Source organism: Pseudomonas sp. PSB11 (assembly GCF_014596605.1).
Taxonomy (GTDB): Bacteria; Pseudomonadota; Gammaproteobacteria; order Pseudomonadales; family Pseudomonadaceae; genus Aquipseudomonas; species Aquipseudomonas umsongensis.
In genome coordinates this window covers 112744-126199 of the sequence record NZ_NOIO01000020.1, presented here as the reverse complement: position 1 = coordinate 126199, position 13456 = coordinate 112744, and the positions used below count along the sequence as shown (strand labels likewise).

General features: G+C 60.3%; 12 protein-coding genes. 4 read left to right on the top strand and 8 right to left on the bottom strand.

What is annotated here, in order from left to right:
• The 7 genes from CGA21_RS21450 to CGA21_RS21420 all read right to left on the bottom strand — a co-directional run.
• A partial coding sequence (locus tag CGA21_RS21450; RefSeq protein WP_188264089.1) for a transposase occupies positions 1-131 on the bottom strand: 131 nt, incomplete at its 3' end.
• Between the two features lie 73 nt (positions 132-204).
• Entirely contained in the window at positions 205-1599 is a 1395-nt protein-coding gene (gene cysG / locus CGA21_RS21445) for a siroheme synthase CysG (protein ID WP_188264992.1), read from the bottom strand.
• Entirely contained in the window at positions 1600-2880 is a 1281-nt protein-coding gene (gene serS / locus CGA21_RS21440; RefSeq protein ID WP_033044210.1) for a serine--tRNA ligase, read from the bottom strand.
• A 15-nt stretch (positions 2881-2895) separates the two neighbouring features.
• Positions 2896-3270: a fluoride efflux transporter CrcB gene (gene crcB / locus CGA21_RS21435; RefSeq protein WP_020799521.1), complete on the bottom strand. Its 375-nt coding sequence runs from the start codon at positions 3268-3270 to the stop codon at positions 2896-2898.
• Positions 3270-4592, bottom strand: a complete 1323-nt coding sequence (locus tag CGA21_RS21430; protein ID WP_188264991.1) for a replication-associated recombination protein A — start codon at positions 4590-4592, stop codon at positions 3270-3272. Before CGA21_RS21430 ends, crcB begins: the two co-directional genes overlap by 1 nt.
• A 141-nt stretch (positions 4593-4733) precedes the next feature.
• Positions 4734-5357: an outer membrane lipoprotein chaperone LolA gene (lolA, locus tag CGA21_RS21425; RefSeq protein ID WP_008062032.1), complete on the bottom strand. Its 624-nt coding sequence runs from the start codon at positions 5355-5357 to the stop codon at positions 4734-4736.
• 68 nt (positions 5358-5425) lie between these two features.
• Entirely contained in the window at positions 5426-7867 is a 2442-nt protein-coding gene (locus CGA21_RS21420; RefSeq protein WP_411157083.1) for a DNA translocase FtsK, read from the bottom strand.
• A 272-nt stretch (positions 7868-8139) separates the two neighbouring features.
• On the opposite strand from CGA21_RS21420, the gene trxB reads away from it, so the two are divergent.
• From trxB to infA, 4 genes are all read left to right on the top strand, one after another.
• Positions 8140-9099, top strand: coding sequence for a thioredoxin-disulfide reductase (gene trxB, locus CGA21_RS21415; RefSeq protein WP_188264990.1), 960 nt, complete (start codon positions 8140-8142; stop codon positions 9097-9099).
• A gap of 62 nt (positions 9100-9161) precedes the next feature.
• The gene (aat, locus tag CGA21_RS21410; RefSeq protein WP_110754306.1) at positions 9162-9842 is read left to right on the top strand and encodes a leucyl/phenylalanyl-tRNA--protein transferase; all 681 of its coding nucleotides are present in this window, start codon (positions 9162-9164) and stop codon (positions 9840-9842) included.
• Positions 9843-9896: 54 nt separating this feature from the next.
• Positions 9897-10604 (top strand): arginyltransferase, encoded by a 708-nt coding sequence (locus CGA21_RS21405; protein ID WP_020799527.1) that lies wholly within the window; start codon positions 9897-9899, stop codon positions 10602-10604.
• Positions 10605-10715: 111 nt separating this feature from the next.
• Positions 10716-10934: a translation initiation factor IF-1 gene (gene infA, locus CGA21_RS21400; RefSeq protein ID WP_002553999.1), complete on the top strand. Its 219-nt coding sequence runs from the start codon at positions 10716-10718 to the stop codon at positions 10932-10934.
• Positions 10935-11162: 228 nt separating this feature from the next.
• On the opposite strand, the gene clpA is transcribed toward infA, so the two are convergent.
• The gene (gene clpA / locus CGA21_RS21395) at positions 11163-13433 is read right to left on the bottom strand and encodes an ATP-dependent Clp protease ATP-binding subunit ClpA (RefSeq protein ID WP_110754308.1); all 2271 of its coding nucleotides are present in this window, start codon (positions 13431-13433) and stop codon (positions 11163-11165) included.
• Positions 13434-13456 lie beyond the last annotated feature (23 nt).

The window sequence follows — 13456 nt, the reverse complement described above, 5'->3', positions numbered from 1 at the left end:
TAGGCCGCGATCCACTGGCGCAACGAAGAAAAATCAACATCGTGCCGATCCGCAACATCTCTAAGACCCGCATTACCGGAACAGTAATCCTGCACCGCCAACAGCTTCACTTGAACTGTGTACTTCCCCATGAAACACCCCATCGGTTGTGTCCAACCTTTGGGGTGCAGTCCACAGAGCGTGGGAACGATCGGATGCAGAGATTCAGACTTGCGCCTGAGCCCCTTCAAACCACGCCAGTTTCTCGCGCAGTTGCACCACTTCTCCCACGATTACCAGCGTCGGCGCATGCACTTCATGCTCCGCCACCAGCCGTGGCAGGTCCGCCAGGGTGCCGGTAAACACCCGCTGATTGACCGTAGTGCCCTGCTGGATCAACGCCGCCGGGGTATCCGCACCGCGACCATGCTTGATCAACTGCTCGCAGATACTCGGCAAGCCTACCAGTCCCATGTAGAACACCAGGGTCTGCGCCGGCGCGACCAGGTCGGCCCACGGTAGATCGGTGGAGCCGTCCTTCAGGTGACCGGTGATGAACCGCACCGACTGCGCGTAATCGCGGTGGGTCAGCGGAATCCCGGCATAAGCAGCACAACCGCTGGCCGCCGTGATGCCCGGTACGACCTGGAACGGGATGCCATGGGCCGCCAATTCTTCGATCTCTTCACCACCACGGCCGAAGATGAACGGATCGCCGCCCTTCAACCGCACCACACGCTTGCCTTGCTTCGCCAGGTCGACCAGTTGCTGGTTGATCTGGTCCTGCGGCACGGCGTGATCGGCGCGGCGCTTGCCGACATAGACGCGCTCGGCATCACGACGGCACAACTCGAGGATCGCCGGTGCCACCAAGCGGTCGTACAGCACCACGTCGGCTTGCTGCATCAGGCGCAAGGCGCGGAACGTCAGCAGGTCCGGATCACCGGGACCGGCGCCCACCAGATACACCTCACCGGTGGCCACCGGCGCCTCTCCAGCAATCTTCGCCTGCAGCAATCGCTCGGCTTCCCCGCCCTGCCCGGCCAATTGCCGGTCGGCAATCGGGCCCTGGAACACGTCTTCCCAGAACGCACGACGTTGCTGCACGTCCGGGAACAGCTTTTTCACCTGGTGCCGGAAACGCGCCGCCAGGCCAGCCAGTTGACCGTAGGTCGAAGGAATCCAGGTTTCGATCTTGGCGCGGATCAATCGCGCCAGCACCGGTGCGTCGCCACCGCTGGACACGGCAATGATCAGCGGCGAACGGTCGACAATGGCTGGGAAGATCACGCTGCACAAGGCCGGCGCGTCCACCACATTGACCGGCACGCAACGCCGATGGGCATCGGCGGACACTTGTGCATTGAGCGCTTCGTCGTCGGTGGCCGCAATGATCAGCTCGCAACCGTCCAGGTCCGCCTCGAGGTAACCGCGCGTCAGGCACTCGCCAGCGCTGGCGCTGACCAGCTCGCGCAGCTGGGTTTCGATTTCAGGTGCGACCACCCGCAGCAGCGCACCGGCATCGGCCAGCAGGCGGGATTTGCGCAAGGCAATTTCCCCCCCACCGACGACCAACACACGACTGCCGCGAAGGTTATGGAACAGCGGCAGATAGTTCATTTAGCCGATAACCTCAAGGCCACCCATGTACGGCTTGAGCACCTCAGGCACACGGATCGAACCGTCGGCCTGCTGGTAGTTTTCCAGCACCGCCACCAGGGTACGACCGACCGCCAGGCCGGAACCGTTCAGGGTGTGTACCAGTTCCGGCTTGCCGGTTTCCGGGTTACGGAAACGCGCTTGCATACGACGGGCCTGGAAATCGCCGCAGTTGGAGCACGAGGAGATTTCACGGTATTTGTCCTGGCTCGGAATCCACACTTCCAGGTCATAGGTCTTGACCGCGCTGAAGCCCATGTCGCCGGTGCAAAGGGCAATGGTGCGGTAAGGCAATTCCAGCAGTTGCAGGACTTTCTCGGCGTTGGCGGTCAGGCCTTCGAGCGCTTCCATCGAAGTCGACGGCTCGACGATCTGGACCATCTCGACCTTGTCGAACTGGTGCTGGCGGATCATGCCGCGGGTGTCGCGACCCGACGCACCGGCTTCACTGCGGAAGCACGGCGTGTGGGCAACGAACTTGATCGGCAGCAGTTTCGAATCGACGATTTCGCCGGCGACGATATTGGTCAGCGACACTTCGGCGGTCGGGATCAGGTAAAGGTCGGCTTCGCCTTCGCGCGCGATCTTGAACAGGTCTTCTTCAAACTTCGGCAGTTGACCGGTGCCTTGCAGCGCCGGAGCCTGGACCAGATAAGGCGTGTAGGCCTCTTCGTAGCCGTGCTCGGTAACGTGCAGGTTGATCATGAACTGCGCCAGGGCGCGGTGCAGGCGGGCGATCGGGCCGCGCAGCAGGGCGAAACGAGCGCCGGACAGCTTGGCGGCGGTCTCGAAGTCGAGCCAGCCGAATTTTTCGCCCAGGGCGACGTGGTCCTGTACCGGGAAATCGAACGCGGTCGGCGTGCCCCAGCGGCGCACTTCGACGTTGCCGTCTTCGTCGTCGCCAATCGGCACCGATTCGTGTGGCAAGTTGGGAATGCCGAGCACGATCGAGTCCAGTTCGGTCTGGATCGCGTCCAGTTCGGTTTTACCGGCACTCAACTCGCCCGCCATGCGCTCGACGTCGGCCATCAACGGGGCGATGTCTTCGCCGCGCTGCTTGGCCTGACCGATGGATTTGGAGCGCGCGTTACGTTCAGCCTGCAGTGCTTCGGTGCGGGTCTGGACGGTCTTGCGCTGTTCTTCCAGCGCTTCGATGCGCGCGACATCCAGGGTAAAGCCACGGGATGCCAGGCGGTCCGCTACGTCCTGAAGGTTGCTACGTAACAGTTTGGAATCGAGCATGTCGGTCTCTCGTTATCAAAGTTTGGTCAAGGACAGGCCAGCCCAGGTGGCGAGCAGCCCGCCGAATACGCTGATGGCAGCATAGCCCAGGGCTAGCGGCACCTGCCCGCTTTCCAGCAGGCGCACCGTATCCAGTGAAAAGGATGAAAAAGTCGTCAGCCCCCCGAGGAAGCCGATGATCAACCCGGCACGCACCTCGATGGGCACCTCCGGGCGTAGTAAAAACAGGCCGTATAAAACGCCGATCAGCAAACAGCCGACGATATTAACGGCCAGCGTCGCGGTATAGAAGTGCCGCGGCCAATTAGCGTTGATCCAGTTGCCCGTGGCAAAGCGTAACAAGGTGCCGGCTACACCGCCGGCGGAAACCGCAAGGATCAAGGGGAGCACTATTTTCTCCGCTGCCGGGGGCTTAATCGGTCGAGTTTCGCCAGGTGATTGAGCTTTTCGCCAATCTTCAGCTCCAGGCCACGGGGCACTGGCTGGTAAAACGGGATCGGGTCAAGTTCTTCCGGGAAATAGTCTTCTCCGGCAGCGTAGGCATCAGGTTCGTCATGGGCATAACGGTATTCGTCGCCATAACCGAGCTGCTTCATCAACTTGGTCGGCGCGTTGCGCAGGTGCAGCGGCACTTCCAGCGAGCCATGCTCGGCGGCGGCACGTAGTGCGGTCTTGAAGCCCATGTACACCGCGTTGCTTTTCGGCGCGCACGCCAGATAAGTAATGGCCTGCGCGACCGCCAGCTCGCCTTCGGGGCTGCCGAGGCGCTCCTGCACTTCCCACGCCGCCAGGCACAGGCTAAGCGCACGCGGGTCGGCATTGCCGATATCTTCGCTGGCCATGCGCACCACGCGCCGGGCCAGGTACAACGGATCGCAACCGCCATCGATCATGCGCGCGAACCAGTACAACGCGCCGTCGGGGTTGGAACCACGCACGGATTTGTGCAGCGCGGAGATCTGGTCGTAGAACGCTTCGCCACCCTTGTCGAAACGCCGGCGGGTATCACCGAGCAGGCTTTGCAGCAGATCGATGCCGATCTCGCTGTTGTCTTCGGCCAGGTCCGAGGCGTTTTCCAGCAGATTGAGCAGGCGTCGGCCATCGCCATCGGCGGCGGACAACAGCATCTGGAAGCCCTCATCGCTGAGGGTCAGGTTGCGCTTGCCCAGGCCACGCTCTTCGGTCAGCGCGCGGTGCACCAGTTTGCGCAAGGCGGCTTCGTCGAGGCTCTTGAGCACATAGACCCGTGCGCGCGACAGCAAGGCGTTGTTGAGTTCGAACGAGGGGTTTTCCGTGGTCGCGCCGATGAAAATCAGCGTGCCGTCTTCGACATACGGCAGGAACGCATCCTGCTGGGACTTGTTGAAGCGGTGCACTTCGTCGACGAACAGGATCGTGCGTCGGCCGTACCGCGCGGCCTGCTGCTTGGCGATTTCCACCGCCTGGCGAATCTCCTTCACGCCAGCGAGCACTGCCGACACCGTTTCGAAATGCGCCTCCGATACTTGCGCGAGCAAACGCGCCAGGGTGGTCTTGCCCACCCCTGGCGGCCCCCAGAAAATCATCGAATGCAGGGCACCCTGCTCCAGCGCTTCGCGCAAGGGCTTGCCGCGAGCGAGCACGTGTTCCTGACCGACGTACTCGTCCAGATTGGTCGCGCGCAAGCGGGCGGCCAGGGGCTGGGCGATCGGGGTGCTGCGGAACAGGTCCATCACGTACTTTTACAACCTCGCTATGAAAACAGCATCCCCTGTAGGAGCCGGCTTGCTGGCGATGGCATTTTGTCATTCAACATTAATGTCGACTGCCCCACCCATCGCCAGCAAGCCGGCTCCTACAAAGGGTTTCGCGTTTTATTCCTGGATTACATCGGCACCCTTGGGAATGTCGAACTTGAATTTCGATGCCGGGATCGGCTCGTTAGCCTTGACCCCGGTGAACAGGATATTGGTGCGCTGGCCGACACTGTCGATCAGTTGCATATCATTGACCAGGCCATTGCGGAACGACAGGCGCAGGCTGTCGAACAGGGTGTCCTTGGTCTTGGGCTTCAAAGTGAAGTCGATCACGCCGCCGGCTTCCTTGGCGCTGATATCGAAGCTCTGGCTGATCTTCGACACGTCACCGGACAGCAGCAGGGCTGGCGTCTGGGTCAGGCGTTGATCGAGGTTCTTGATGGTGGCCTGCTCCAGGTCCGGGTCCCACAGGGTGACCTTTTTACCGTCGGAGACCATCGTCTGCTCGGCAGGCGCATTGGTGTGCCAATAGAACAGGCCAGGGCGCTGCAGCGACATCTCGCCGGCGGTTTCCTGCAATTGGGTACCTGTGCCATCCAGGGTCAGCTGGGAGAAGCGCGCAGTCAGGGTCTGGGATTTTTCCAGCAATTGGGTCAGGCGTGCCACGTCCTTGTCATCGGCGTGGGCCGAGAGCGTGCTCAAAGCCAGTACCGGCAGCAACAGCATGCGGATCAGACGCATGGGAGTCCTCATAACATTCGTGGGAGTGCGGGCGGCGCCTTGGGGCGCCACCCCTTTTCAGTATCGGGTCAGTCGCGTACCGGGCCAGGGGCCAGGACTTCACGCGAACCGTTGGTGTTCATGGACGTCACGACCCCGGCCATTTCCATGGCTTCGATCATGCGCGCGGCGCGGTTGTAGCCGATCTTCAGCTTGCGCTGTACCGCGGAGATGGACGCGCGACGGCTTTCAAGGACGAACTGCACTGCTTCGTCATACAGCGCGTCGGCCTCGGGATCATCGCCGTCGCCGCCACCGCTGCTGCCTTCAAAGCCGCTGCCGGCCTCTTCGACACCGTTGAGGATGTCGTCGTTGTATTCCGGCGCGCCGCGCAGTTTCCAGGCCTCGACCACGCGGTGAACCTCATCGTCGGACACGAACGCGCCGTGAACCCGGATCGGCAGGCTGGTACCCGGTGGCATGTACAACATGTCACCGTGACCCAGCAATTGCTCGGCGCCACCCTGGTCGATGATGGTCCGCGAGTCGATCTTGCTCGACACCTGGAACGCCATGCGCGTGGGGATGTTGGCCTTGATCAGGCCGGTGATCACGTCCACCGACGGACGCTGGGTCGCAAGGATCAAGTGGATACCTGCCGCCCGCGCCTTCTGGGCGATACGCGCGATCAGCTCTTCGACCTTCTTGCCGACGATCATCATCATGTCGGCGAATTCGTCGACCACCACGACGATGGTCGGCAGTTTCTGCAACAGCGGCGCTTCGTCGTGGATGCTTTCGCGCTTGTACAACGGGTCGCTCAATGGCTCGCCGGCGTCCTGCGCCTCCTTGACCTTGGCGTTGAAGCCGGACAGGTTACGCACGCCCATCTTCGCCATCAGCTTGTAGCGCCGCTCCATCTCGGCGACGCTCCAGCGCAAGGCGTTGGCGGCGTCCTTCATATCGGTGACCACCGGGCACAGCAGGTGCGGAATACCTTCGTAGATCGACAGCTCGAGCATTTTCGGGTCGATCATGATCAGCTTGGCATCTTCCGGACCGGACTTGAACAGGATCGACAGGATCATCGCGTTCACCCCCACCGACTTACCGGAACCGGTCGTACCGGCCACCAGCAGGTGCGGCATCTTCGCCAGGTCGGTGATCACCGGCTTGCCACCGATGTCATGACCCAGGGCCAGGGTGACCGGGGACTTGAAGTTGTCGTACTCGGGGGTCGACAGCACTTCGGAGAAGCGCACGATCTGCCGGTCTTCGTTGGGAATCTCGATACCGACCGTGGTCTTGCCCGGAATCACTTCCACCACACGCACGCTGGTCACGGCCAGGGAACGCGCCAGGTCTTTCGCCAGGTTGGAGATACGGCTGACCTTGACCCCGGCCGCTGGCTGGATCTCGTAACGGGTAATCACCGGACCCGGATGGATCGAATCCACGGTGACTTCGACGCCGAATTCCTTGAGCTTGATTTCCAGCAGGTGGCCGACGGCCGCCAGGGATTCGGGCGAGTAATTGAGTTGTTTCTTTTCCGCCGGGTCGAGAATCGAGATCGGCGGCAAAGTGCCCTCCACAGCGCTGTCGACGAACAACGGCGCCTGCTTTTCTTTTTCCACGCGCTTGCTCGGCGCTGGCGGCTTGGGTGGCGCCGGGGCAATCACCGGTGGCACCTGCTTCTCGCGCTCGGACATGTGCTTGCTCAGGGCCTGCTCGCGCTCGATCAGGCGCTCCTTGACCTTGGCCTGTTCGCGCTTGTCGGTGACGGTTGGCGCGACCACGTCGTGCACGCGCTCATCGACTTCACGCAGCTGCGCCACCAGTTGCTTGCGCTCGGTACGGGCTGCCCACCAGCGATTGGCGGCACCCTGGAACAGCTCGAACAGGTCGAGGGTGATCTTGCCGGTAACGTCCATCACCTTGAACCATGACAGGTCGGTGAACACCGTGAGACCGAACAGGAACAAGGCGATGAACAGCAGCGTGCTGCCCTGGATGTTCAGCGCGTTCTTCGCCAGGTCGCCAAGGCTCTCGCCCAGCGCTCCCCCGGCGCCGGCCGGCAGACCGGTCGCGGCATGGAAATGGATGTGCGCCAGCGCGGCGCCCGACAGCACCAGGAACACCAGGCCGATCAGGCGCCAGGAGAACAGCCAGCCGCTCCACTCCCACGGCTCATGGCGTTGGCGGAAGATCTGATAGGCCTTGATCGCCAGCAATAACGGGAAGATATAGGCAAAGTAACCCAGCACCATGAACAGGATATCGGCGCTATAGGAACCCGCCGGGCCGCCGAAGTTTTGAACGTCCTCGATCTTGCTGTTATGGCTCCAGCCCGGATCGTCCTTGCCATAGGTCAGCAAGGCCATCATCAGGAACAGGCACAACGCACCGATGGCGATCAATGCACCTTCCTTGAGGCGGTAGTGCAGGTGCTGACGCCAGAGTGGAACAACTGTTTTGGGTGCTGCGGTGGATTTCTTCAAAACCTGTTTTTCCTGCGCCAATGGCGCGTCCATCTGTTGAATGACTATAAAACTGCCCAATCCAGGCAGGTAAAAAAGTTAACAGGCGTAACCGGGACTACTTTTAACACTGCGCATCGGTTTTCATAAACACGAAATGCGATGCCGATTTTGTTACAAACACTGTTATAGCCAGGCATTGTACGGGTTTGTACGTGCGATGCCATGCTGGCAACTCTTGGGTGTAGCATAGTCAACAGCACATTACGTGCGACTCAATTTGAGCACGCATTCTCTTTTGTGACAAAGGCTTATGAGGTGTTTTTATGAGCGTAGCGAAGCATTCCCGCCTGATCATCCTGGGATCCGGCCCCGCGGGTTACAGCGCAGCCGTGTATGCCGCTCGCGCCAACCTCAAGCCCGTTGTCATTACCGGCATACAGGCAGGTGGCCAGCTCACTACCACCGTGGAAGTCGATAACTGGCCAGGCGATGTCGAAGGCCTGACTGGCCCGGTCCTGATGGAACGCATGCAAAAACACGCCGAGCGCTTTGCCACCGAGATCATTTACGACCACATCCACACCGCCAAGTTGCAACAGCGCCCCTTCGAACTTATCGGTGACAGCGGCACTTATACCTGCGACGCACTGATTATCGCCACGGGCGCCTCGGCCCAGTATCTGGGGCTGCCTTCGGAAGAGACCTTTGCCGGCAAAGGGGTTTCAGCTTGCGCGACCTGCGACGGCTTCTTCTATCGCAACCAGGTGGTCGCGGTGGTGGGGGGCGGCAATACCGCCGTTGAAGAAGCGCTCTATCTGTCGAACATTGCCCGGGAAGTCCATTTGATTCACCGTCGCGACAAGTTGCGCTCGGAAAAGATTCTTCAGGACAAACTCTTTGAAAAAGCCGCCAAGGGCAATATTCGCCTGCACTGGAACCAGAATCTGGACGAGGTGCTGGGCGACGCCAGCGGCGTGACTGGCGCGCGCCTGCGCGACAGTCATACCGGCGCGATCACTGAGCTGCCCCTGACCGGCGTGTTCATCGCCATCGGCCACAAGCCCAATACCGACCTGTTCACGGGCCAACTGGAAATGCGTGATGGCTATCTGCTGGTCAACGGTGGCAGCGAAGGCAATGCGACGGCAACCGCCATTGAAGGGGTGTTTGCCGCGGGTGACGTCGCCGATCACGTCTATCGCCAGGCCGTCACCTCTGCTGGCGCCGGCTGCATGGCCGCCCTGGACGCGGAAAAATACCTCGACGACATTCCCACTGTTTGACGGCAAACTTCACGGCGGGCCTACGCCCGCCATCGCCCTCCCCTTCTGTAAGCCCTGATGCCATGCTGACCTGGTTACAACGCAACACCCTGACGTTCCCGGCCCTGGAAAAGGCCATGCGCGATCCCAATGGATTACTGGCGGCCGGTGGCGACTTGTCCGCCGATCGGCTGATCCAGGCCTACCGCCATGGTTGCTTCCCCTGGTTTTCCGAAGGCCAGCCGATCCTCTGGTGGTCGCCGGACCCTCGCACCGTGCTGTTTCCCGATGAACTGCACGTGTCCCGCAGCCTGAACAAACTGCTGCGCCAACAACGCTACCAAGTGACCTTCGACCAGGATTTTGCCGCGGTTATCCGTGCCTGCGCCGCTCCCCGGGAATATGCGGACGGCACCTGGATCACCGAAGCCATGCAGGACGCCTACATCGAACTGCACAAACGCGGCCATGCGCATTCGGTAGAGGTCTGGGACCAGGATGAACTGGTGGGCGGGCTGTATGGCCTGGCGATGGGCCAGCTGTTTTTCGGCGAATCCATGTTCAGCCTGGCCGATAACGCGTCGAAATTTGGCTTTGCCACACTGGTACGACATCTGAAAGACTCGGGTTTCGTGCTCATCGATTGCCAGATGCCCACCGATCATTTGCATAGCCTGGGTGCGCGAGCGATTCCGCGCCAGGTGTTTGCCGATTACCTGGCGCGGCATCTGGATCAGCCCAATCGTGCAACCTGGGTTTGCTGAGCGACTTTGGCTCGCGTGGCTTACACTTATCCAAAAGCTTTCCGAGGGTTGATCATGACCGAGTTGGCGCGTTTGAAGTTTTATGCCACTCAACCCCACTCCTGCAGCTATCTGCCCGAGGAGCAGGCCACCACCCTGTTTCTCGACCCTAGCCAGCCCATGGATGTGCACGTGTATGCAGATCTTTCCGAGATGGGTTTTCGGCGCAGTGGCGACCACCTGTATCGCCCTCATTGCCAGAATTGCAACGCGTGCGTACCGGCGCGCATTCCGGTAGGGCAATTCACGCCCAATCGTCAGCAAAAACGCATTTTCAAACGCAACGCCGACTTGCAAGTCCGCCCCGCCAAGCCAGGTTTCAGCGAAGAATATTTCGATCTTTATCAGCGCTACATCGAAGAACGCCATGCCGATGGCGACATGTACCCGCCCAGCCGCGATCAGTTCTCGACCTTCCTGGTTCGCGATCTGCCTTTTTCGCGGTTCTACGAATTTCGCCTCCAGGGTCGACTACTGGCGATCGCCGTCACCGACCTTCTGCCGAACGGTCTGTCGGCGGTCTACACCTTCTATGAGCCCGGCGAAGAGCGCCGCAGCCTGGGACGCTACGCGATACTGTGGCAAATCGCCGAAGCCCGGCGCCTGGGGCTGGACGCGGTTTACCTGGGCTACTGGATCAAGAACTGCAAAAAAATGAGCTACAAGACCCAGTATCGCCCCATCGAACTGCTGATAAACCAGCGCTGGGTCGTCCTGAACTAGAGCAAGCCCTAAACCCCTTGGCTTAAACACCATTTTTCGGGCACAATGCACGCCGCTTTTGCCTGGCGCAGTTGCACCGGGCCATTCATTGGACACCGAGGGCTTTACTGCATGTCGAAAGAAGACAGCTTCGAAATGGAAGGCACTGTCGTCGACACCCTGCCCAACACCATGTTTCGTGTGGAGTTGGAAAATGGGCACGTCGTAACCGCGCATATCTCCGGCAAGATGCGCAAGAACTACATTCGTATTCTTACCGGTGACAAAGTGCGCGTCGAGCTGACGCCCTATGACTTGAGCAAAGGGCGCATCACTTACCGCGCTCGCTAATCAGGTCAATACAAGACGCCCGGCTTATGCCGGGCGTTTTTGTTTGCCTGGGATGCTGATCGTTCCCACGCTCTGCGTGGGAATTCCTCAACGGACGCTCCGCGTTCGGCTTTGGATTTGGGACGCGGAGCGTCCCGGCTGCATTCCCACGCAGAGAGTGGGAACGATCATCATCAGCAGACAGCAAAAAGGCGCCTCTCGGCGCCTTTTTGTTTTTGCTTCTGAACGTCAGGCCATTTCAGCCGTGGTCTCGAAGTCGAAGGTCAGCTCGCCGTCCTTCAGATCGATATGAACCACGCCACCATGGTCGGCCAGTTCGCCAAACAGGATCTCTTCCGCCAGCGGACGCTTGATCTTGTCCTGGATCAAACGTGCCATTGGGCGAGCCCCCATAGCCGTGTCGTAGCCAGTTGCCGCCAGCCAGCCTCGTGCAGCGTCGGTCACTTCCAGCTGCACGCGCTTGTCTTCCAGCTGCGCCTGAAGCTCGGTAAGGAACTTGTCCACCACGCTCTTGATGACCTCATGGCTGAGGCGACCAAACTGGATGATGGTGTCCAGGCGGTTGCGGAACTCTGGCGTGAAGCTCTTCTTGATCACTTCCATCGCATCGGACGAGTGGTCCTGATGGGTGAAACCGATCGAAGCACGGGCTGCGGTTTCGGCACCGGCGTTGGTCGTCATGATGACGATCACGTTACGGAAATCCGCCTTGCGCCCGTTGTTATCGGTCAGCGTCCCGTGGTCCATGACCTGCAGCAGCAGGTTGAAGACTTCCGGATGCGCCTTTTCGATTTCATCGAGCAACAGCACGCAATGTGGCTGCTTGGTGATGGCTTCGGTCAGCAGACCGCCCTGGTCGAACCCGACATAGCCTGGAGGCGCACCGATCAGACGCGATACGGTGTGGCGCTCCATGTACTCGGACATGTCGAAACGAATCAGCTCGACCCCCAGCGCCTTGGCCAACTGCCGTGCCGCTTCGGTTTTACCGACACCGGTAGGCCCTGCGAACAGGAACGAACCCACAGGCTTGTCAGGCGACTTGAGGCCGGCACGGGACAGCTTGATCGCGGTCGCCAGCGAATCGATCGCCGCATCCTGGCCAAACACCGTCAGCTTCAGGTCACGCTCAAGATTACGCAGCAGCTCTTTATCGGAACTGGTGACGTGTTTTGGTGGAATCCGCGCGATTTTCGCGACGATGTCCTCGACTTGAGGCACTTCGATGCGTTTTACCCGTTTTTCCACCGGCTGCAGGCGCTGGAAGGCACCCGCCTCGTCGATGACGTCGATAGCCTTGTCCGGCATGTGCCGGTCATTGATGTAGCGCGAAGCCAGTTCGGCAGCGGCGCGCAGGGCCTCATCACTGTATTCGATATTGTGATGGGTCTCGAAACGCCCTTTCAGGCCGCGCAGGATACCGATGGTGTCTTCCACCGAAGGTTCCGACACGTCAACCTTCTGGAAGCGCCGAGCCAGTGCACGATCCTTCTCGAAGATCCCGCGGAATTCCTGGAACGTGGTCGAACCGATGCACCGGATATCACCGGACGACAGCAGCGGCTTGAGCAGGTTCGAGGCATCCATTACGCCACCGGACGCAGCACCCGCACCGATGATGGTGTGGATTTCGTCGATGAACAGGATCGCCTGCGGACGTTTTTTCAGCTCATTGAGCAACGCCTTGAAGCGCTTCTCGAAATCGCCGCGGTATTTGGTCCCGGCCAGCAATGCGCCCAGGTCCAGGGAGTAAACGACGCTATTGGCCAACAGGTCCGGCACCTGGTTGTCGACGATGCGCTTGGCCAGGCCTTCGGCAATCGCGGTTTTACCCACGCCTGCCTCGCCCACCAGTAACGGATTGTTCTTGCGACGACGCGCCAGGATCTGGGCGACGCGCTCGACTTCCAGCTCTCGGCCTACCAATGGATCAATTCGACCCTGGCGCGCGAGTTCATTAAGGTTGCTGGCATAAGCATCCAGTGGATTGCCTGAAGATGAAGACTCACCGCCCTCGTCGTCCTGCATATCTTGCTCACCCTCAGAGTGATCGCCGTGCCCTGGCACCTTGGAGATACCGTGGGCGATGTAGTTGACGACATCGATACGGGCAACGCTCTGCTGTTTCAGCAGGAACACTGCCTGACTCTCTTGCTCACTGAAGATCGCGACCAGCACGTTGGCGCCAGTCACTTCGCGTTTGCCCGAGCTCTGTACGTGAAACACAGCACGCTGCAGTACACGCTGGAAGCCCAGGGTTGGCTGGGTTTCACGATCCTCGTCATGCACGGGGATCAATGGCGTGGTGGAGTCGATGAACTCCTGCAGGTCATGCTTGAGTTTGTCGAGGTTCGCGCCGCACGCACGCAAAACGGTGGCGGCAGCCTCATTGTCCAATAGGGCCAGCAGGAGATGTTCGACGGTCATGAATTCATGACGCTTCGAACGAGCCTCCTTGAAGGCAAGATTGAGGGTGACTTCGAGCTCGCGGTTTAACATAGCTTCACCTCATACCCAAGTGG